This window comes from Leucogemmata humicola (genome assembly GCF_055379415.1).
In genome coordinates this window covers 4,743,174-4,764,487 of sequence record NZ_AP040875.1, presented here as the reverse complement: position 1 = coordinate 4,764,487, position 21,314 = coordinate 4,743,174, and the positions used below count along the sequence as shown (strand labels likewise).

General features: G+C 62.8%; 20 protein-coding genes. 4 read left to right on the top strand and 16 right to left on the bottom strand.

Annotated elements, in window-relative coordinates:
- Positions 1-55: 55 nt before the first annotated feature.
- Together AC6H4Z_RS20410 and AC6H4Z_RS20405 are read right to left on the bottom strand one after the other, a co-directional pair.
- Positions 56-682 carry an HD domain-containing protein gene (locus AC6H4Z_RS20410; RefSeq protein WP_497543808.1) on the bottom strand — a complete coding sequence of 209 codons (627 nt, stop codon included), beginning with the start codon at positions 680-682 and terminating at the stop codon, positions 56-58.
- Positions 683-752: 70 nt separating this feature from the next.
- Positions 753-2,261, bottom strand: coding sequence for a hybrid sensor histidine kinase/response regulator (locus AC6H4Z_RS20405; RefSeq protein WP_497543807.1), 1,509 nt, complete (start codon positions 2,259-2,261; stop codon positions 753-755).
- 293 nt (positions 2,262-2,554) lie between these two features.
- On the opposite strand from AC6H4Z_RS20405, the gene AC6H4Z_RS20400 reads away from it, so the two are divergent.
- Positions 2,555-3,172: a hypothetical protein gene (locus tag AC6H4Z_RS20400; protein WP_497543806.1), complete on the top strand. Its 618-nt coding sequence runs from the start codon at positions 2,555-2,557 to the stop codon at positions 3,170-3,172.
- Between the two features lie 41 nt (positions 3,173-3,213).
- Positions 3,214-4,023 (top strand): AAA family ATPase, encoded by an 810-nt coding sequence (locus tag AC6H4Z_RS20395; protein ID WP_497543805.1) that lies wholly within the window; start codon positions 3,214-3,216, stop codon positions 4,021-4,023.
- Between the two features lie 36 nt (positions 4,024-4,059).
- Here the strand turns inward: AC6H4Z_RS20395 and AC6H4Z_RS20390 are convergent, their stop codons facing one another.
- The 13 genes from AC6H4Z_RS20390 to AC6H4Z_RS20330 form a co-directional block, all read right to left on the bottom strand.
- The gene (locus tag AC6H4Z_RS20390; RefSeq protein ID WP_497543804.1) at positions 4,060-4,230 is read right to left on the bottom strand and encodes a hypothetical protein; all 171 of its coding nucleotides are present in this window, start codon (positions 4,228-4,230) and stop codon (positions 4,060-4,062) included.
- Positions 4,231-4,243: 13 nt separating this feature from the next.
- On the bottom strand, positions 4,244-4,705 hold the full coding sequence (locus tag AC6H4Z_RS20385; RefSeq protein ID WP_497543803.1) for a peptidylprolyl isomerase: 462 nt from the start codon (positions 4,703-4,705) through the stop codon (positions 4,244-4,246).
- 70 nt (positions 4,706-4,775) lie between these two features.
- Positions 4,776-5,519, bottom strand: a complete 744-nt coding sequence (nth, locus tag AC6H4Z_RS20380) for an endonuclease III (protein ID WP_497543802.1) — start codon at positions 5,517-5,519, stop codon at positions 4,776-4,778.
- Positions 5,520-5,522: 3 nt separating this feature from the next.
- Positions 5,523-5,978 carry a hypothetical protein gene (locus AC6H4Z_RS20375; RefSeq protein WP_497543801.1) on the bottom strand — a complete coding sequence of 152 codons (456 nt, stop codon included), beginning with the start codon at positions 5,976-5,978 and terminating at the stop codon, positions 5,523-5,525.
- A gap of 16 nt (positions 5,979-5,994) precedes the next feature.
- The gene (locus AC6H4Z_RS20370; RefSeq protein ID WP_497543800.1) at positions 5,995-6,879 is read right to left on the bottom strand and encodes an alpha/beta fold hydrolase; all 885 of its coding nucleotides are present in this window, start codon (positions 6,877-6,879) and stop codon (positions 5,995-5,997) included.
- Between the two features lie 108 nt (positions 6,880-6,987).
- The gene (locus tag AC6H4Z_RS20365; RefSeq protein ID WP_497543799.1) at positions 6,988-7,374 is read right to left on the bottom strand and encodes a type IV pilin protein; all 387 of its coding nucleotides are present in this window, start codon (positions 7,372-7,374) and stop codon (positions 6,988-6,990) included.
- A gap of 231 nt (positions 7,375-7,605) precedes the next feature.
- The gene (locus AC6H4Z_RS20360; protein WP_497543798.1) at positions 7,606-8,505 is read right to left on the bottom strand and encodes a histone deacetylase family protein; all 900 of its coding nucleotides are present in this window, start codon (positions 8,503-8,505) and stop codon (positions 7,606-7,608) included.
- Between the two features lie 18 nt (positions 8,506-8,523).
- The gene (locus AC6H4Z_RS20355) at positions 8,524-9,804 is read right to left on the bottom strand and encodes a M28 family peptidase (RefSeq protein ID WP_497543797.1); all 1,281 of its coding nucleotides are present in this window, start codon (positions 9,802-9,804) and stop codon (positions 8,524-8,526) included.
- Positions 9,805-9,860: 56 nt separating this feature from the next.
- Positions 9,861-10,931: a M20/M25/M40 family metallo-hydrolase gene (locus AC6H4Z_RS20350; RefSeq protein ID WP_497543796.1), complete on the bottom strand. Its 1,071-nt coding sequence runs from the start codon at positions 10,929-10,931 to the stop codon at positions 9,861-9,863.
- 97 nt (positions 10,932-11,028) lie between these two features.
- Complete coding sequence (locus tag AC6H4Z_RS20345) at positions 11,029-11,481, bottom strand: hypothetical protein (protein WP_497543795.1); 453 nt, start codon at positions 11,479-11,481, stop codon at positions 11,029-11,031.
- Between the two features lie 30 nt (positions 11,482-11,511).
- Positions 11,512-13,209, bottom strand: coding sequence for an amidohydrolase (locus AC6H4Z_RS20340; protein WP_497543794.1), 1,698 nt, complete (start codon positions 13,207-13,209; stop codon positions 11,512-11,514).
- Positions 13,210-13,219: 10 nt separating this feature from the next.
- A complete protein-coding gene (locus AC6H4Z_RS20335; RefSeq protein WP_497543793.1) occupies positions 13,220-13,987 on the bottom strand; it encodes a carboxypeptidase-like regulatory domain-containing protein in 768 nt (255 codons plus the stop codon).
- Between the two features lie 50 nt (positions 13,988-14,037).
- Positions 14,038-16,227, bottom strand: coding sequence for an OPT family oligopeptide transporter (locus AC6H4Z_RS20330; protein ID WP_497543792.1), 2,190 nt, complete (start codon positions 16,225-16,227; stop codon positions 14,038-14,040).
- A gap of 64 nt (positions 16,228-16,291) precedes the next feature.
- Here AC6H4Z_RS20330 and AC6H4Z_RS20325 point away from each other — a divergent pair, with 64 nt between their 5' ends.
- The gene (locus AC6H4Z_RS20325; RefSeq protein ID WP_497543791.1) at positions 16,292-18,103 is read left to right on the top strand and encodes a M61 family metallopeptidase; all 1,812 of its coding nucleotides are present in this window, start codon (positions 16,292-16,294) and stop codon (positions 18,101-18,103) included.
- Positions 18,104-18,208: 105 nt separating this feature from the next.
- On the opposite strand, the gene AC6H4Z_RS20320 is transcribed toward AC6H4Z_RS20325, so the two are convergent.
- Entirely contained in the window at positions 18,209-18,841 is a 633-nt protein-coding gene (locus AC6H4Z_RS20320; RefSeq protein WP_497543790.1) for a hypothetical protein, read from the bottom strand.
- A gap of 242 nt (positions 18,842-19,083) precedes the next feature.
- On the opposite strand from AC6H4Z_RS20320, the gene AC6H4Z_RS20315 reads away from it, so the two are divergent.
- Entirely contained in the window at positions 19,084-21,309 is a 2,226-nt protein-coding gene (locus tag AC6H4Z_RS20315; protein ID WP_497543789.1) for a zinc-dependent metalloprotease, read from the top strand.
- Positions 21,310-21,314: the final 5 nt, after the last annotated feature.

Here is a 21,314-nt window from a genome sequence, read left to right as displayed (position 1 = left end):
GACCATGCCCGGTATCCACCTTCATAAACGAGGACCGGAACCGAAACGTTGATGGTCAGCGGGCCGCATCCCCGGCGCCGGACGCCGCCGTGCCGGCGAGTCCAAGCGCGTCCGCGGACCGGCGCATCGCGTCGATGACGAACTGAATGTGCGTGTCGAGATCCACGCCAAGCTCCTGAACGCCAAGCAGCACGTCATCGCGATTCACACCTTTGGCAAATGCTTTGTCCTTCATTTTCTTGCGCACCGATTTCGCATCGACGTCGTGCACACTTCTCGACGGCTTCACGAGCGCAGTGGCCGTGATCAAGCCGGAGAGCTCGTCCACCGCAAAAAGCGTTTGAGCCATACGCGTTTCGCGCGCAACACCGCAGTACGTCGCGTGGCCTAGAATGGCCTGCAACACGTCCTCTGGCCAGCCACGCTCGCGCAGATGTCGTACACCCCAGCCGGGATGTTCTTCGGTCGCCGAATGCTCGGCGTTCGGATATCGCTCATAGTCGAAATCGTGAATCAATCCCGCCAGCGCCCAACGATCGGGATCTTCACCGAAATGTTCGGCATAGGCGCGCATTGCGGCCTCGACGCCAAGCATGTGCTTTCGGAGCGACTCACTGGCAGTGTACTCATGCATCAAAGCGAGCGCGTCCGCACGGGAGGGAAGCGGAGCAGGGGAGGACATGGGTCCAAATATAGGCCGAGGACGGCGTCTCGCGAACGTTTTTTAGTGGGCGTTGGCCCGCTTCTGCCGCTCAGCTCGTGATCTTGGGCATTGGCGGCGTTCGCCGCGACGCGATGTCATCCGACACCGTCGCCAGCGTGCGCAGGTCAAACGGTTTCAATAGGACGTGACAGCTCGTGCTCGCCACAAAGGCCGAGACAGCCGGCGACTCCACCTCACCCGTACAAAAGAGTAGGCGGTCCAACAGTTCAGGCCGGATGTCTCGCAGCGCAGCATGGAGCTCGATGCCCGAAATCCCAGGCATCTTCACGTCGGAAATCACCAAGTCGAACGGCTCGGCGCCGCCAATCAGCCGTTCCACCGCGCCGAGGCCGTCGGCTGCCTGGGAGACCACCCACCCGCGGCGCTGATAGAAGCGCGTGAGCGCCTGCCGGATCGTTGCCTCGTCGTCGATGATCAGGACGCGCCGCGCCCCGGCAGTGCCCTCAGTGGCCTCACTGCCGGCCGTTGGTACGTTCGGGAGGACTGTCTGGCTCTCGAGCGGGATCCGCACGGAGAAGTGCGCCCCGGTGCCTTCCTGCGCATCGCGATTCCGAGCCTCGATCCGCCCGCCATGCTGCTGGATCACGCCTCGCGTGACCGGCAGGCCGAGTCCCGTGCCTTGGCCGGTCGGCTTGGTCGCGAAGAACGGCTCGAAGATCCGCGGCAGCACGTCTAGAGGAATCCCCGGACCGTCGTCGTGGACGTCGATCTGAAAGCTCTGCCCATCGCGGGCGGCGGTCAGCCAAACGTTGCCGCCTGGCCCGGCGGCCTGGGCTCCGTTCATGACCAGGTTCGTGACGACCTGCTCGATTCCGGCGCGATCGATCGGGAGCAGCGTTGAATCGCCCTCGATCAACGAATGCAGCGTGACAGACAGCTCGGAGAGCTGCGGTTCGAGCGCGCGGGTCAGTTGCGCAAAGAATGGACACGACTCGATGGGCTCGCGAACCGCGTCACGCGTACGCGCGAACGAGAGGAGATCGCGCACGATCGACCGCGATCGGCGCGCCTGCTGTGCAATGATGGTCAACGCCTCGTGCTCTTCGGCCCGATTTTCGTGATCGAGGAGGTCTTCGGTGAAGAGGAGGATGGCGGAGAGCGGATTGTTCAACTCGTGCGCGACGCCGGAAACGAGTTCGCCGAGTGCGGCGAGCCGCTCCGATTGTCGGAGCGCTTGCTCGGTTGCGCGCAGCACGGTGACGTCTTCGACGTAACCGTCGAGGTATTCGATCTTTCCGCACGAGGCGCGCTGGGCGTACACCCACACACGAATCGTGATCAGCTGATCGTCTTTGCGCTTCCAGCGCAACTCGGCGGGAGTACCAGCCGGGCGCTGATCGTAGTCATTGAGCCAGCGCTGCCGTTCTGCGGCGTCCGGGTACAGCATGACGACATTGGACGCGAACAACTCCTCGGCGGTGTAGCCCACCATGGCGCAAAGCGCGGGGTTTACCGTGACGAACGAGCCGTCGTAGGTCACGCGGTAGATGCCGAACGGAGAGTTGTCGACGACGGACCGGTAGCGATCCTCGCTCACGGGGACAGGGGCTGCGGTGAAGTTGGCCGTGCGCAACGGAGTGCTACGCTGACGAGCTTGCTGCCTGTGTCAGACGATCTGTTGGTGATCCAGGTTACCGACTAGGCGCCACTGCGCGTCGGTGACTCTCGAATTCCGCGCGACGCCGACATGCGCAGACATCGCGCGTTACACAATTCTGTTACGCAACATCCGTGATGGCCCGGGGTTGGACCCGTTGCCAAGCGATGTCGCGTTTCGATGGGCCGATGCAGGTCGCGAACGCACGCCCATCCTGCGCTTCGATATCTCTAATGATGCGTCTTTGTCACGCCGCGGCTTTGTCCGCGCTCCTCAGTGTCGTCTCGGTTCAGCGGGCCAATGCCCAAGCGACGGACAGTCTCGTACCTCCCGCCGGAACATGGGGCGCCGAGGTTTCGGAAATCAGCTACGGGGGGACGGTGCTGCGCTTCACGTCGTCGCGCAGCGCATGGCTAGTCGGCTTCACTGCGAATACCAGCCACCTGGATCGCGCCGCGGTGGGTGTGTTCGACGGCGCGAACACCAGTTCGTCGGGCCTGACCCTACAACTCGGTCATCGCTGGTATGTCGCGACGGCGGCTGGCGACCCACACATGCGCGTCACCTACGGAGTTGGCGCCCTCGGTAGTTGGCAGAGAGCCGAGTACGGAAACGATCAAAATGATCGGCAATTGAGCGGCGGCGGGTATGGCGAGTTAGGCGCGACGTGGTTCTTCACGCGCCATCTGAGCTTGGGCGCCATTGGTCAGCTCACGGCCGCTGCGGGACGCGAGCGCCAACATGTGCGGACCGTCATGCCCGACGGAGCGACAGTGACTCAATCGACGACCGTCAATACCTGGTCGCTCGGCGCGAACCTCGTGCGGGTGTTGGCGGCCGTGTACTTCTAGGCCTCTGCCAGACCGTGGGTTGGAGGTCTAGGATACTGGCGATGCCGCATCTTCGTTCAGTGCGTCTGCGGGATCCGGAAGCCGCCGCAGACTCGCCGCGCTTTCCGTTCAGCGTTCCGATCATCCGCAACCTGCCGGAGCTTCAACTCAGCCCGACGGTGACGTTTCTCGTCGGCGAGAACGGCTCGGGAAAGTCGACGTTGATGGAGGGAATCGCGGCGGCGTCGCAGCTGCCGACCGTCGGCAGCGAAAGCGTGGAGCTGGATGCGACGCTGGATGCGCAGCGGCGATTGGGAAGCGCGCTGAAGCTGGTGTGGAATCAGCGCGTGCGCCGCGGGTTCTTTCTTCGCGCCGAGGACTTCTTCGGCTTTACCAAATCGTTGGCGAAGATGCGCACCGAGCTACTCGAACGGCTCGCGTCGGTCGACACGGAAATGGCCGATCGCTCGGCGTACGCGCGCGGTCTGGCCAAAGGACCAGCGGCCGCGTCGCTCGCCGACATGGAACGCCGGTACGGCGTCAACCTCGACGAGAATTCGCACGGACAGAGCTTTCTCAAGCTCTTTCAGTCGCGATTCGTACCCGACGGTTTGTATTTGCTGGACGAACCGGAAGCGCCGCTATCGCCGCAAAGCCAGCTGGCGCTGATGTCGATGATCGGCGACATGATTCAGGAGAACGCGCAGTTCGTCATTGCGACGCACTCGCCGATCCTGTTGGGCTATCCTGGCGCCACGATCTATTCGTGCGATCAGGTCCCAATGGCCCGCGTGGAGTTCGACGATCTGGATCACGTCGTGATCACGCGGGACTTCTTGAACGCGCGCGAGCGTTTTCTCAAATACCTCTAGAACACGCTCGCGCTGCGAGGGCCGTGCGTTACTTCGTTACTTCGTCGCTTCGGCGCCCGGCTTTTCGTGGGCGTACTTGGCGTTCGTCATGGAGACGATCGTACGAACGATGCCAAAGAGCACGATGGCGCCGATGACGAGGCCGAGGAAGGCGGCCTTGGTGTCAGGGCCAAACGTGTGGGATTCGGTTGCGTGATTCTGTGCCATGGGATGGGAAGGGTCAGGCGACGCGGACGGAGTTCATGACGTCGTTCTTTTGAAGCTTGTTCATGACGTCGAGGCCCCCAGTGATCTGGCCGAAAACGGTATGAACGCCGTTCAGATGCCTGGTGTTGTCTTCGCTCAGCACCATGAAGAACTGGCTGCCGCCAGTGTCCTTTCCAGCGTGCGCCATGGAGAGAGCACCGACGCTGTGCTTGTGCGGATTGCCAGACGTCTCGCACTTGATCTTGTAGCCAGGACCGCCAGTTCCGATGCGCGGATCGCCCGGCGCGAGATCCTTCGAGAGCGGATCGCCGCCCTGCACGACGAAGTCGGCGATGACGCGGTGGAACTTCACGCCGTCGTAAAACCCGCTGTTCGCGAGCTTTTCAAAGTTGGCGACCGTAATCGGCGCTTCCTTGTCGAACAGGTCGGCGACGATGGTGCCTTTGTTGGTCTCGAAAGTGGCTGTCTTTGACATTCGCCAAAACTAGCAGATCCACAATGCTGGATGCTAGCCGGGCAACGCCGCGCACCGGCTGCGCCGGTCGTTACAAGACCGTTTTGGCAAACGGACAGATATCGTTCAGAAAGCAGATCTCGCACTTTGGGCGGCGGGCGTCGCAGATCTGACGGCCGTGCTCGATCAAGAGGTGCGACAGCATGGTCCAGCGCTCGCGTGGGAAGAGCTTCATCAGGTCCTGCTCGACCTTGACTGGATCGGTCTGTTTCGTGAGTCCAAGTCGATGGCTCACGCGCCCGACGTGCGTATCGACGACCACGCCTTCGTTGCGATCGAATGCGTTTCCGAGCACGACGTTGGCAGTCTTTCGGCCGACGCCGGGAAGCTTTACGAGCGCGTCCATTTCGTTCGGGACGCTCCCGCCGTGGTCTTCTGCGACGCCCGTGGCCATGCCGATCAGGCTCTTCGTTTTCGCGCGGAAGAACCCAGTGGACTTGATGATCTCCTCGAGCTCCTCGGGATTTGCCGCCGCGAGTGCTTCAGGCGTCGGATACCGCTTGAAGAGCGCCGGCGTCACCATGTTCACGCGCTTGTCGGTGCACTGCGCGCTGAGAATGGTGGCGATGAGGAGCTGAAACGGACTCGTGAAATCGAGCGCGCAGTGCGCGTTCGGATAGTGTTTCGCGAGACGATCGTAGATGACGGCGGCGTTTTCCGGTGTAGCGGTCTTTTTCCCGGCCGCCTTCTTCGCTGCCGGCTTTTTCGCCGCCGGCTTTTTCGCTACCACGTTTTTCGCCTTCACATTCTTCGCTGCTTTCTTGCGTGACGCCACGAATTACTCCTCGATACCGGCGAAATGGCGAAGACGGTCGACCGCTTCGTGGAGCTGCCGTTCAGTGAGCTCGAGCTCCTGATTGGCGCCGTCCTCGTCGATCCAACCTTCGCGCATCGAGACCGCAACCTGATTGAGATACCGAATCTTGGTAAGAATATCCTCGGTCGCTCGGCGAAGCTTGAGGAATCGACGCTTCTCGGCGAGCGCGCGCCGGTGACGGAGTGAGAGGTCCTGCGGCGAAAGGCGCCGAGCGAATTCCAGCACCTCGTCGCGCGTGCGTCCAGGGATCGGCGCTCGGTCGGGCATTCCGGTCTCGCCTGTCGCTTCATCGGCGAACCATAACCGCCCCAAATACTCGATGCCGTCGAACGACACGCGACACGTCACCGTGTATCGCCGGTTCTCGAACTCGATCGTGGAGACGTACGGTTGTGCGAACGACTCGGGTTGAGGCATACGAGACAGCTGTGCCCTATGGCGAGGTGGATTCGAGAAATAGACGAATGGGCGCGAACAACGCTTCAGGTTGCTCGACGTACGGAACGTGACCCGCGTCATCGATTACCACGAAGCTCGCATGCATTGCCTGTGCTGCCGCCTCAGACGAGGCCAACGGGATGGGATCCTGTCGACCGTGCAGGATCAGGGTCGGAATCGATAGGGAGTCCAGCTGCCCGGGAGCCAAGAGGTCGAAGTCGCCGAGGCTTTCCCAGACAGATTGCTGCACGCGTCCAGTGACGCGAAACGGCGTGAGATTTTGCGCGGCCGAGGGGTGCGCGAAGTACCCGGCAACGCTCAACTCGAAGTTGCGCTGCCGATAGGCTTCGGCGTCGCGTTCGCGAAGTCCGGACTGAGCCAGCTGCTCTCGGAGCGCGGCGACGTCGGCGCCGGCCTGACGCCGGGCGAACTCCGTTTCGAACTGTCGCCGATACTCGCGATTCACGGGAGCGGGATCGATGAGAACCAGGCGTCGCGGCACGTGCCTCGCGCGTCCGGCCGTGGCTTCGATGGAATACAGCATGGCGAGCAGTCCGCCCCACGAGTATCCAACGATCGATGGCGCGGCCAGGCCCAACTCGCCGATGACGCGATCGAGGTCGGCTACGTGGGTCTGCCAGGTGATCGGCGCGCGATCGTCGGTCTTCGACTGTCCTCCGCCACGTTGGTCGTAGAACACCAGATCGAATTGGTCGCCGAGCTCGAGTAACTGCGGCAGGAGGTAGTCGTGGTGCGCGCCGGGTCCGCCATGGAGCACGAGGAGCGGTGATCCGCCAGGCTTGCCGTACTTCGCCCAGTAGAGTGGAACGTCGGTCGTCTGCGTGAAGCCCTGTTCACGCGGCGGTGGAATTGGCGGCATGGCGGGGAAGATAAGCGAAGGGCCGAGAGCGCGATCGCGCCCTCGGCCCTTCGAATTCTCTAACGTCGTTCGACCTAGCGCCGAGTGCGGAGCACCGGCGACTAACCCTTACTTACAAGCCGGCTCGCCTTCAGCCGCGGTCGTGATCGTCGGGTTGGTCGTGTTGATGCTGATACCGCAGGGCTGCGTGGCCGGGAGCTGCGAGTGCGTCACCGTCGCCGTCCAGTAGCCCGAGCCAGCAACGATCGTCGGCGAGCTGACGCCAGTCGAGCTCTGGAACTTCAGGTCCGTGATCGTCTGCGTGTACTTCGAGCTATCCGAGAAGAATGCTTCTTCCGCCGTCACGAGGTTACGGAGGTCGGACTTCATCGCGGTGACGTATGCCTTCGACTTCGTGTTCGCGAACTTCGGAATTGCGATCGCGGCCAAGATGCCGATGATGACGACGACGATCAGAAGTTCGATCAGGGTAAAGCCCTTGCGATTGCGTAGCATGTCGGTCCTTAGAAGGTAGGGGTCTTTCAGAAAGCACTACAGTCAGCTGTAGTCGTGTTTGTCGGTTCCGGGCCCAAGTAAAGCAAGGAGGGGACCCGACCAGTCCGCTCGGCGTATGTGCTTGTTTATCAAGCACATAGCTTTGACTGTCGACCCGGGAAAAACGCTTGGGACACCTGCCATTTGCACGATTCAGTGCAAAGTGCGTGTCGAGAAACGGCGTTTGGCCGCTCAGAGCGACGCCGCGATCCTCGCCGTTGTCGCGTGGATCGCGACCGTTCCCTCGATCGGCTGTCCGTACCCGCCCGCGATAGTGATCGCAACGGGCAGCCCTACCTCGCGGCACTGCTCCAGGACCATCGCATCGCGACGGGCGAGGCCATCGAAGGTCAGCGACAGGCGGCCGAGCCGATCGGACTCGTGCGCGTCGGCGCCCGCCAGGTACACCACGAGATCCGGACGTGACTCGGCGAGCACACGCGGGAGCGCTGACGCCAGCAAGGCGAGGTACGTGTCGTCGTCGGTTCGATCGTCGAGCTCGACGTCGAGTCGGCCCGGCACTTTGTGGAATGGATAGTTGCGGCCACCGTGCATGCTGAAGGTGAAGACGCTGTCGTCGCTGGCGAACACGGCGTGAGTCCCGTTCCCCTGATGCACGTCGAGGTCGATGATCGCCGCGCGCTCGATTCGACCCTCGCGCTGCAAAACGCGGATCGCGATCGCAACGTCGTTGAACACGCAGAACCCTTCGCCGTGATCAGGAAAGGCGTGGTGCGTTCCGCCCGCGAGGTTCATGGCAACGCCGTGGTCGACCGCAAATCGCGCCGCCTCGAGCGTTCCGCCCGCCGCGCGATACGAACGTTCGACCAAACCCTCTGACCACGGGAATCCAAGCTTCCGCTCTTCGTCGCGCGTCAGTTGCCCGTGAATGAAACGGTCGACGTAGTCGGTGGTGTGAACGAGCAGCAGCTCGTCGCGCGTCACGCGCGCAGGGTCGTGCATGTTCTCGGGCTGCACGATTCCGTCAGCAAGTACGCGCTCGCGGAGCAGCGCGTACTTGGCGATTGGAAAGCGATGACCGTCGGGAAGGGGGAACGTGTACTTCGCGCTCGACCAGGCGTGCAGCGGCATGGGCGCGTTGCCGACCGGTCAGCCGCCGCGCTTGCCGAGCTTCACTGTGAGCGGCAACCGCTTTCCGTCGCGCAGCACGACGATCGTGACTTCATCGCCCGGCTTGTGCGCGTAGAGGGCATCAGAATACTGGTATAGGTCCTTCACCGGCTTGCCGCTGAACTCGACGATGATGTCGCCGGCTTTGAGACCGCCGATGTCGGCAGGACTGCCCGCGCGAACACCCGTGAGCTTGAGGCCAGGGATGTCGCCGCCGGCCATATCAGGAATGGAACCGAGGTAAACGTCGGTCCCTTCGCGTGAGCTCGACTGCACCGGAGCAGCGACACGCACGTACGTCAATCGTGCCGGACGATTGGCGATGTCGCGCACGACTCGTTCGGCGAGGGTCACGACGCGTGCTTCACCTTCGGCGTTGATCTTTTCCGGCGTGTCCGATGCACGATGATAGTCATCGTGCAGGTCGGTGAAGAAGTGCAGCACCGGAATGTTCTTCGCGTAGAACGAGCTGTGGTCCGACGGGCCGAAGCCGTCGCCCTGCGCCGTGATCTTGAGATTTGTCGTGGCATTCGCGCGTTCGATCATCGACGGGAGCTCCGTCGCCGTCGCCACGCCGTACACGATCAGCTTGTCGTTCTTGAGCCGGCCGACCATGTCGAAGTTGACCATGGCATCGATGCTGTCGAGCGGCACCGGGCCGTGTTCAACGAAGTATGATGAGCCGAGTAAGCCCTCTTCTTCGCCGGAGAAGTTGGCGAAGATGACAGAGCGCTTGGTTGGCGTTACGGCGAGGAGACGTGCGAGCTCGAGGACCGCGGCAGTTCCCGAAGCATTGTCGTCGGCCCCACGTCGCACGGCGGTTTTCAGGTCTGGGTCGAGCGCGCCATCCGTCGACGTGCCGAGGTGATCGAAGTGCGCGCCGATAACGACGTACTGTCCGCGGAGCGCCGGATCGCTGCCTGGGAGAATCGCGAAAACGTTCTGCGTCTGCAGCGACGGACTTGGGCCGTTGTGCGCCGGCGGCCGGGCGACGAATTGCTGGATGTAGCCGGGCGCCGATTCCTTCAGGCCAAGCGATTGGTAGCGTCGCGCGAGGTACTTCGCCGCGTCGTTGTTGCCCTGCGTGCCGGTGAGTCTTCCGGCGAGTAGGGGGCTCGCGAGGTATTCGATGTCGCGACGAATCGCGAGCGAGTCGGGAATGCCGGCGCGCGGCGTGGCGGCCGTGGAACCGGCATTCTGACAGGCGAGTTGCGCGGCAGCGGCGCCGAGCACGGAGAGGCGAACGAACGAACGGTACATCATGAAACTCTTGAAAACTCGAATGAGAACAGTGTCACACGTGGCGGGAGGAGCCGTCAGCGTGCGGTGAAGTCGGTGCTGGTCGTGACCTCGCGGCAAACGTCGGCGAGCAGCGTCGACGTTCTGTCGACGTCGTCGAGGCTCACCAGTTCGTTGGGCGAGTGCATGTAGCGATTGGGAATGGACACGAGACCGGTGGCAACGCCTTCGCGGGCGATATGGATCGCGTCGGCGTTGGTCGCCGTGTCGCGCCCGGCGGCGTGGAGCGAATACTTGATTTTCGCGCGATCGGCGGCGCCGCGAACGAGCTCGAACACGACGGGCGAGATCACGCCGCCGCGACTGAGCACCGGGCCGCCGCCAATGCGATGATCGCCGAGTTCTTTCTTCTCGATGTTCGGATGATCGGTCGCGAACGTGACGTCGACGACGATGGCCATCTGCGGATTGATGCAGTTGGTGCACACGAGCGCGCCGCCGCCGTGCCAGGCGATTTCTTCCTGCGTCGTTGCGCAAGCCACGACGCGCGCCGATCCAGGGTTCTGGCTGTATCGTCTCAAAGCTTCGAGGACGACAAAGGCACCAATGCGATCGTCGATCGAGCGCGACACGATGCGGTTGTTCGGAAAGTCGATCGTCTTCGAGTCGATGACACCCGGATCGCCGACGCTCAGACGTCCTTCGGCTTCCGCACGATTCGAGGCGCCGATGTCGACCCAGATGTCGGTCATCTTCGACGCGTGTTCGCGATCGGCAGGCTTGATCAGGTGAATCGGCTTCTTGCCGACGACACCGAGAACGTCGCCGCCGCGTCCGAGGAATCGGATCCGCTGACCGACGAGCACCTGCGGATCCCATCCGCCGATCGGGCCTGGATAGACGAAACCGTCGTCGTCGATGTACTGCACGATGACGCCGATCTCGTCGATATGGCCGTCGAGCATGATGGTGGGCGAACCGCTCGGATTGACCTCGGCCATGCTGTTGCCAGCGACGTCGGTCGTGACACGTTCGGCAAAGGTGGCGGCCTCTTCACGCCAGACGCGGGCGGCTGGTCCTTCAAAGCCCGACGGTGCAGGCGTGTCCAACAAACGCTTCAAAAATGCGAGCGAGCCCGGGCTCAGCATGTCGTGATAGGAATGAGGTTTGTAGGCATCCTTGAAATGTGTTGCCCGCCATCACGAGATGGAAGACAACTGCGGCGCGCGGAGCACCGCGACCTACTCAGTCGAGCTTTCGGATGGGAAAAACGAGGAAGCTCAGGCCGAGGATCACCAGGCCCGCGACGTACCAGCGCAGGTCTTCGGTGAGACCGTAGTACAGAATTCCGAAGCACGCGACCATTTGACCGAACAGCCATCCGTGCAGGCTGTCGGGAATTCCCATCGACTCGCGGCGCCGGCGAGCCCAGCGGCTGTTGTAGAAGCGCATGTCCACCATCTGGACGAGGGCGTACAGCCAGGTCAAAACACCGACGCCACGCAGCTTGGAGATCAGGATGGGCGGCGCGTGGTACGTCTCACCAAGCGTGTGAAAGACGTACACGGCGAGTCCAAAGAAGAGCGACACCGCGAGAAAAATGGCGCGCACGCGCGTGAGTCGGTCTGGCGTGAGCCAGTGACGCCGCTCGTCGATCGCGTTGGTAGACGGTCCTAGACCCGCGACTGGTGGAACCATGACTCGCCCTCGATGGAATTCACGGGCGCTCTAGCGACTACGCTCGAAGACAGCCCGTCCTGCAATATAAGTGGCGATCACCTGCGCGCCGAGAATCTGTGCATCCGGAACCGTCATGATGTCGCGGTCGAGGATCACAAAATCCGCGTATTTTCCGGCGGTCAGCGAGCCCGTGAGCGTTTCCTGGAAGCCGGCGAAGGCTGGCCAAATGGTCATGGACTTGAGGGCTTCCTCACGCGTCATTTTCTGTTCCGGAAACCAGCCGCCCGGCGGCCAGCTGTTGTCGTCCTGGCGCGCGACGGCGGCGTGGAAGGAAAACAGCGGATTCACGCGCTCGACGGGAAAGTCGCTGCCGTTCGGAATGATGACGCCGGTATTCAACAGCGATCGCCAGGCGTACGCCCCAAAGCTCCGCGCGTAGCCGAGCCGGTTTGGCGCCCAGTACATGTCACTCGTCTGGTGGACGGCCTGCATCGACGGGATCACGCCGAGCTGGGCAAAACGTGGCACGTCGGCATGGTCGAGGATCTGGACGTGCTCGATGCGGAAGCGATGGTCGACCGTCCGCACCGCCTTGAGCGCGGCTTCGTACGCGTCGAGCGCGACGCGATTGCCGCGGTCGCCAATGGCGTGCGTTCCAACCTGAAAGCCGTGCTGCAGCGCGCGGGTGGAGACGTCGAGCAGATGTGCCGGTGTGGTCTTGAGTAGACCCGAGTTCTTCGGATCGTCGGTGTACGGGTCGAGCAGGGCGGCGCCGCGCGAGCCCAGCGCACCGTCGGCGTAGAGCTTGATCGATCGAATCCAGAGGTGGCCGTCATAGAGCGCGCTCTGGGGGCCGCGCTGGAAGTAGTGCTCGATCGCCGCGCTGTCGTCGGCGATCATGGCGTACACGCGCAGACTGAAGGTTCCGGCCTTGGCGAGCTCCTCGAAGACGTCGAGCACGTCGCGCGGCTCGCCGGGATCGTGAAGCCCCACGAGTCCGTATCTGTTCGACTCGGCGATCGCAGCGAGCGTGGCGCTCCGCATTTCGTCGTGTGACATCGGTGGAACCACACGATCGATCAGACTCATCGCGTTGTCGACGAACACGCCGGTCGGTTCGTTATTCGCGCCGCGCTCGATGCGTCCGCCGGCAGGATCCTTCGTCGCGGCAGTTACGCCGGCGGCTCGCATTGCTGCGGTGTTGGCGAGAACCGCGTGTCCGTCGATGCGCTCGAGCACGACGGGATTGTTCGGCGAGATGCGCGTCAGCGCTTCGTGCGTGGGAAAGCGCGTGTCGCCCCATTTGTTCTGATCCCAGCCCCGTCCGATGATCCATCGCCCGGCGGGCGTGTCTTTGCTCCGCGCGGCGACGCGATTGACAATTTCATCATACGATCGGGTGTCGGTGAGATCGATGCTGCGCAGGAACTCCCCAAGTCCGAACAGGTGTGCGTGCGCGTCGATCATTCCTGGGATGATCGTCTGCCCACCGGCGTCGAGCATGCGGGTCGAGGCGCCCTTGAGCAGCAACGCTTCGCGTTCCGATCCGACGAACTGAATCTTGCCTTCGCGAATCGCCATCGCGCTCACGAACGGATGCGAGTCGTCGACGGTGTAGATGCGGGCGTGTGTGACGATCAAATCGGCCGACGGAGGATTCGTGCGCTGCGCCGGGAGGGGGACGGAGACGGCGGGCACCACGAAGAGCGCCGCACAGGTAGCGGCGAGGGTCGCAAAACGTGTCATGAGCGAAGGTTCAAGTTCCGGGGATGCGAGTCCAGATGATGACGGCGCCGCAGTTCACGGTGCTGTTCATCTTATTGTACTCGGCAGGGAGCCCTGATGCGCCGGCGTACATCTCGACGCCTTCTACGTCACTCACCGGCATGTCGTCGACGCTGAAGCCATTCGCCTGAATGCCGTCGATGAAAAACTGCGGCGGGCAGCCACGCGCGGTGCGGGCAAAGCGCAGAATGGCACGACCGTTCTCGCCCGGGATGATCACTGCGCCGGGGATCATTCGCATCATGTCGCTGAGCAAGCTGGGATTGCGCTTTTCGATCTGCCCGCGCGTGATGAAGTGCCCGATCCCCTGTTTTCGTCGCGCCTCGAACGCGTCGAGCTGCCGGAGATGTTCGGCGTCAGCCTGCGACACGACGCCTTTGAGTTTTTGCGCGACGACGGTGAGCGTCACGTCGACCTCGGTGGTGTCGTCGCGCGGAACCAGGATCGACAGGATCACTGGCGAGAACGAAAGCCGGCGAAAGGACACGTCCGCTGCGCCGGCGACGAGCGACGTCAGAAGGAACTTGCCGAGCGAATCGGTGCGCACGGTTACCGACGCGCTCGGAACTGTCACCTCGACGTTCGCGATCGGCGAGCCGATGTCGTCTTTGACGACACCGGTGACTGAGCCACGGCTCTGTGCGGCGAGCGAGGCCGCGGCGCCAGCGATCAGAATGCCCGAGGCCAAAAGACTACGGACGGAACGGCGAGTGAATCGAATCGGCTGTGCTGGCGACATGTGGCCCCCCTTCCAAGACCAACGATCGACGCACGAAGCGTCGGTATACCTCAGATCTGACGCTTCTTCCGCGCAATGAGGTACACGGGAAGCGCCAGCAGAACGAGGTACGCGATCATCGCAACGAGCGCGCTCGCGGACCCAAACGTCTTCGACATGTCGAGGGCCGTGTCGAGACCCTTCGCCTGCAGTCCAGCCAGGACCACTCCAGTGATGGCGCCACCGGCGATGAGTCCGGATGAGAAGAGAACTCCTGGACCGGAATCCGCGTCAACTCCTTCGCGTTCCTCGCGCGTCATGCGTCGATCGACGAGCCAGCGCAGCGCGCCGCCCATGAACATCGTGGCCGACGTCGAGATTGGCAGATACACACCGACGGCGACCGGCAGGGACGGAATGCCGACGAGCTCCATCGCGATCGCGAGGAATGCGCCGATCAGGATGAGTCCCCATGGGAGTTTTTGTGTAAGGATTCCATCAACTACGAGGGCCATGATCTGACCCTTCGGCGACTCGAGCTTGTCGATCTCCCGTCCGTCGTAGTTCACGCGCTCGCGGCCGCCCAACCCGGGGTCGACGAGGTAGCGAATGGCGCCGGCGTCATCGACGAGATACTTGCCGGCAGGCGCCGAACCGACCTGCTCGTAGAGATGGCCAATGCGGAACGTCGGGCCGGCTGCGTTGGCGGCGGCTGGGTTGAGTCGTCCGCCGCCAAGCGCGTATCGGCCGGTCTCGATGCTGTTCACGGCGACGCCCGGAAAATCGCGCACGACGATCGTCGTCTTGGCTTCGTTGAGGAAGTAGATCACGCCGCCGACGAGCAGCGCCGAGATCGTCACGCCAAAGAGCAGGCCGACTTGCTGGCGCGCTGGTGTGGCCCCAACGAGAAATCCCGTCTTGAGATCCTGCGACGTTGCGCCTGCGGTTGCCGCGGCAACGCACACGACGCCACCGATCGAGAGCGCGAGCACGCGATACTCGATGCCGACCCAGCCGGCGGCGAGAAACATGAGCGACGTGAGCAACAGTGTCGCGACGGTCATGCCCGAGATCGGATTCGACGAACTGCCGATCTGCCCGGTGATGCGGCTAGACACAGTGACGAATAGAAACGAGAAGAACAGCGCGAGGAGCGCGCCGGCGATGTTGATGTGAATCTGTGGCAGCAACACCATCGCGAGTCCGCATACCACCGCACCGACCACGACGACGAGCATGGGCATGTCGCGTTCGGTGCGTCGTGTATTGTCGGTACTGCCCGAGCCGCTGAAGTCGCGCAGTCCGGCAACCAGCGCCTGCCAAATCGTGGGCAGCGTACGCGCGAGGCTGATCAGTCCAGCGGCGGTCACCGCGCCAGCGCCGATGTAGTAGATGTAGTTCGAGCGAATCTCGCTGGCGCTCATGTCAGCGATGAGCTTGTTCGCCGGGAAGATCGCCGTGGTGAAGCCGGAGCCGAAGAACTTGATCGCCGGAATGAGCGTGAACCACGCGAGCACGCCGCCGCCGAACAGGTATCCGGAAATGCGCGGTCCGATGATGAAGCCAACACCGGTCAGTTCAGGACTGATCTCGGCTTGTATCTCACCGAAGAGCTGTGCGCGGCCACCAGCGATGGCGCGTTGGAATGTGTGTTTGGGTACTTCGAGCCAGAAGTGAAAGCCCGATGTCAGGAACTTGTATAGCGCGCCGAGCCCAAAGCCCATGAACACCGTCTTGGCTTGAACTCCGCGCTGTTCTCCGACGATCAGTACCTGGGCACACGCCGTCCCTTCGGGGTACTTGAGGTTGGCGTGTTCTTTCACGATCAGACTGCGCCGCAGCGGAATCATGAACACCACGCCGAGGATGCCGCCCACGACGCCAATCGCGGTCACGGTCGACCACGGCAGGTTGTAACCGAGAAGGAGCAGCGCGGGCAGGGTGAACGAGATTCCGGAGGCGATGGATTCGCCTGCGGATCCCGTGGTCTGCACCATGTTGTTCTGTAGAATGGTGGCCGGTGGACGGCCCAGAACTCGCGAGATGTACCTGAAGATCGTGATCGAGAGAACCGCGACCGGAATCGAGGCGCTCACGGTGAGACTCACCTTGAGCGCGAGGTACACACTCGAGGCGGCGAACAGCAGTCCGAGAATGACCCCGAGGATGATGACGCCAGGCGTCAGTTCCGCGGGGTCGTCGGTTGCGGACACGTACGGCGAGTGCACAGCCTCGTCGGCAGCAGCAGAGGGATGAGTCATGCGCGGGAATATGAGAGGCGGGCAACGAAGGGCGATAGAGCCCGGAATGAGTAGCTTTCGGCGCATGACACGATTCTCAATCGCCGCCGTGCTCGCGGTCCTCGGAACCGGAACTCTCGCCGCGCAGCAACCGAACCGCGACAGCGTGTCGGCGCCAATCCGCGACATCCGCTACGACGTGACGTTCATGAAGTCGAACGGCACGCGCCGGATCATTGATGTCGCGATGACGTTTGCGACATCGGGATCCACGCCAGTTGTGTTGTCGCTGCCTGCGTGGACGCCCGGTGCATACGAGATCAGCAACTTCGTCCGGTGGGTCGACGGCTTCGAAGCAGCGAATGAAGACGGAAAGCCGTTGGTGTCGGACAAACTGGACTACGACACGTGGCGCATTCGCCCCGCCGGTGCCAAGTCGGTCCGCGTGAGCTTCAAGTACCATGCGGATACGCTCGACAACGCGATGTCCTGGGCGAAGCCGGATTTTCTGCTGTTCAACGGGACGAACCTGTTTCTGTACCCCGAGGGCAGCTCGCTCGACTTCCCCGCGACGGTTGCGGTGCACACCGAGGCGGATTGGAACGTGGCGACGAGCATGTCCGTCGGTACCACGCCACGCAGCTTCACGGCAACAAACTATCATGACCTCGTCGACATGCCCTTTTTCGTGGGGCATTTCGATCTCGATAGCGCGCGCATCGTGAACCGATGGGTGCGACTGGCTACATATCCGGCCGGCTCAGTGTCTGGCCAACTCCGCCAAACCGCGTGGGACCAATTGAAGCGCGTGATCCCGCCCGAGAGCGCCGTATTTGGTGAGACACCGTGGACGAGCTACACGGTCATGCAGATCGTCGATTCCGCCTACGGCGGCGCGAGTGGTCTCGAGCATCAGAGCTCACACGTCGACGTCCTCGCACCGTCGTACGTTGGTAGTGAATTCCAGCCGTCACTCTACGCTCACGAGATCTTCCATTCGTGGAATGTGAAGCGACTGCGTCCGTCGGACCTCTGGCCATACAAATACTCTCGTTCGCAGCCGACGCCGTGGCTCTGGGTGTCCGAAGGAATCACCGACTACTACGCCGACCTCGCCGAGGTTCGTGGCGGGGTGATCGACGAGAAGGGCTTTTATGCGCTGACCGCCGAGAAGATGAACGAGGTGATGAATACGACGCCGGTGTCACTTGAAGACGCGTCGCTGAATACCTGGGTTCATCCCGTCGACGGAACCGCGTACATCTACTATCCGAAAGGTTCGCTCGCCGGGCTGATGCTCGACGTGATGATTCGCGACGCGAGCGACAACAAGCGCTCGCTCGACGGCGTGATGCGCTTGCTCTACGACTCCACGTACAAGCGCGGCCGCGGATTCACGCCCACGGAATGGTGGGCCGCCGTTTCGTCCGCTGCGGGCGGCAAGTCGTTCGCGGCGTTCAACGCGCGGTATATCGACGGGCGCCAGCCGTTCCCGTGGGACAGCATTCTGCCCATGGTCGGCCTGCGCGTACGTCAGGAGCGCGTGCCGCGGTTGGGCGTTCTTACGCAGCAGGACGCAAACGGAGTCCTCATCGCCAACGTGGTCGATGGCGGCTCGGCCGCGGCAGCTGGTGTCAAACCGGGCGACTATCTCGTGTCGGTGGGCGACATCATCGTCGACGATCAGCAGTTCGGAGCGAAGCTACGCGCCAAGTATGGCTCGATGACCGAGGGGTCACCGTTGATGATCAAGGTGAAGCGCGGCGGCGACGTCATTCCCCTCGACGGGAAGCTGCAATTCGGCCCGGGCGAGACCGTTGTGGAGGCCAGTTCGACGGCGTCGCCGAAGGCCGTGCGAATTCGCGAGGGAATCCTCAAGGGCACCACCGACAAGTAACTGGCTGATACCGGGTCGGCCGGGAGTCTCAGGCTGGAAAAGCGACGGGCGCGGATTCGAGAGGAATCCGCGCCCGTCGTCTTTCAAGGATTTGAAAGGTCTAACTCAGGGCGGAAAATCTGTCGCGAAAGCCGCCCAGGGACCGTTCTGCTTCGTCGACTGACGAATCAGCTTCGTCACCGTGTTCAGCGCATCGCCGTCCTCGATCGGAATCGAGATGCCGGATACTCGCGTCGACAGAATCGAGTACGGCATCGCGCTCTGCGAGGCGAAGATGAGCAGGTAGCCGTGTTGGTTGAACCCGAACGCCGGCACGGTGTCGCGCCCATTCACGCGGCCGTTCCCACGAGCCTGCGTCGTCGGACGAGTTCCCGGCGGGCCCTGTTGGCCTTGAGGCCGGCGAATCAGCTTTGACGTGTCGCTGAGCGCGTTGCGTCCAAGCGTAGTTTCGACGAGATGCGATCCTGCCTCGACGAAACCACTCTGAACCGAGTCGGCCGGGAAGAGCAGCGTGCTCCCCCGCCCGGGAACGACGAGAAAGACGGCAACGTTGGCCGGTCGCCCGACCTGAACCGTCAGATGTTGCGGCAACCGCTCGCCAACCTGCGACGCGACCTTGGGAGACAGATCAGCGTATTGCCCGAAATGATGGGGACCACCACTCGCGCAGGCGGCGAAAGCGCCGAGCAGTGCAATAGATCCTAGAGTACTAAAGCGCACCGAACCCTCACGAAGCATTTGAGAGAAGACCCCCGATGATATCACTACCCCGGCGACCAATCGTCGCGCTTCTGGTCTCGGCGACCTTTGCTGCTCCTTTCACGGCCATCGCGCAAGCAACATCGGCGCCAGTCGCGACATCTATCGCCGCTCGGACCGCAGGAATGGATCGTCGAGACGGCTTCCTACCAATCTATCTCGACCCGAGGCAGGGTCGCATCCTCCTGGAACTGCCGCGCGACTCGACGCGAGCCCTCCTAATGATTACCCAGGCAACGGGCCTGGGTTCAAATCCGATAGGGATCGACCGCGGTTCGAGCGGGTCCACGGACGTCGTTCGCTTCGATCGCGACGGTGAACGCGTGCTGGTGGTGCTGGAGAATTGGGCGTACCGAAGCACCTCGGGCAACGCCGACCATGCGCGGACCGTGGCCGAGGCGTTTCCGTCGAGCACCGTAGCGGGATTGCCGCTGTTGGCGGACGAAGGTGGCCGGCTTCTGGTGGACGCAACCGATCTCGCCATGCGCGACTGGAACGACGTGGTTGGCACGTTGGCGCGGTCGCAGCAGGGCACCTATGTCGTGGCGCGCGATCGCTCGACGATCAACAAGCCGTACACCAAGGCGTTTCCCGAGAACACCGAAGTCGACGTCGCTCTGACGTATGCCACGACTGGCCGGCCTGGTGGAACGATCGAATCCATCGTTCCCGATGGGCGCGCTTTTTCGCTGCGCCAGCATATGAGTTTCCTGAAGCTGCCCGACGCGGGCTTCCATCCGCGCGCGCTCGACCCGCGCGTTGGGTTCTTCGGCATTTCGTTCAAGGATTACTCGCGGCCGATCCAGGAGCGCCTTCAGGTGCAGTGGGCGTCGCGACATCGCCTGGAACGGGTGAATCCGAACGATCCCAATTCTCCGATCAAAGAGCCGATCCGGTACTACATCGATCGCGGGATTCCGGAGCCGATTCGTACCGCAACGCTGCAGGGCGTCAAATGGTGGGAGCAGGCGTTCGACCGCGCGGGGCTCAAGGGTGGTTTCGTTGTCGATCTGTTGCCGGAAGGCGTCGATCCCATGGACGCTCGGTACAACGTTGTGCAGTGGGAGAATCGCAACGAGCGCGGATGGTCGGTTGGCGGCGCGCTCACCGATCCGCGCACGGGCGAGATGATCAAAGGCATGGCTCGACTGGATTCTCATCGCGCGCGTACTGATTACAACCTGTATGCCGGGTTGATGGGCGCGAACGCGTCGCCGGCCGACACAGCCTTCGTGCTTGCACGTGTGCGACAGGTGAGCGCGCACGAAACGGGACATACGCTCGGACTCGCTCACAACTACATCGCGTCGACGTACGAGCGCGGATCGGTGATGGACTATCCGCCGCCGCGCGTGCGATTGGACGCAAACGGTCGCATCGACATTTCGTCGGCGTATGCGGTTGGACCGGGCGCGTACGACGTGTGGGCGATTCACTGGGGCTACGGAATCTTCCCGGCGGGTACTGAGTCGGACTCGCTGCGCGCGATCGTCGCCGACGGCCTGAAGAGGAATTTTCTCTACCTCTCCGACGCCGACGCTCGGCCGGAGTATGGATCGGATCCGCGCGTGAATTTGTGGGATGACGCGGCGACGCCGCTCGAGTTCCTCAAACACGAAACGGCCGTCCGTCGCGTGGCGATCAAGAACTTCGGCGAGCGCAACATTCGCGTCGGCGAGCCGATCACGCTGTTGCAGGAGCGTTTCGTTCCCGTGTACTTCATGCAGCGCTTCGCGCTCAACGGAACGTCGAAAGCAATCGGCGGCATGGAGTACAGCAACGCTGTGCGAGGTGACGGTCAGCAGGCCACGCGCCCCGTTGCCTATCAGCAGCAGATGGATGCGCTGCGCTCGATTCTCGATGCCCTCAAGCCCGAAGAGCTCGCGATCCCCGATACGGTTCTCACACTGATGGCCCCTGGGGCAGCGAACGTCACGCCTTCGGTGGAACTGTTCGCGAGCAAGACTCGTCCAGCATTCGACGAGCTCGGTGCAGCGCAGTCGCTCTCGCAGATGATTCTCGACATGCTGCTGCAGCGGGATCGCGCAGCGCGTCTGGTCGAGTTCGCCACGCGAGGGCCGGGACCGCATCTCACGCTCGGTGGATCGATCGACGCGCTCGTCGCGGCAACCTGGGACGCGCCGGCGCCGGCAACTCCCAAGCTGGCCGCCATTCAGCGAGTCACGCAGCGTGCTGTTGCCGAAAAGCTATTGATGCTGGCAGCAGACGCCGAGGCGGCGCCGCAGGTGCGAGCGATGGCCGAACTCAAAGTTGCCGACTTGCGCGCGCGGGCACGGACCAAGCAGAGTGCGGCGAAGGGTGACGACGACCGGGCGCTCTGGCTCTCGATCGTCAACGATTTTGGCCGGTGGATCGACAAGCGCGAACTTCCCAAGTTCTCGGCACCGTCCATTGCGCCACCGGGAGATCCATTCGGAACGCCGTAAGCGCG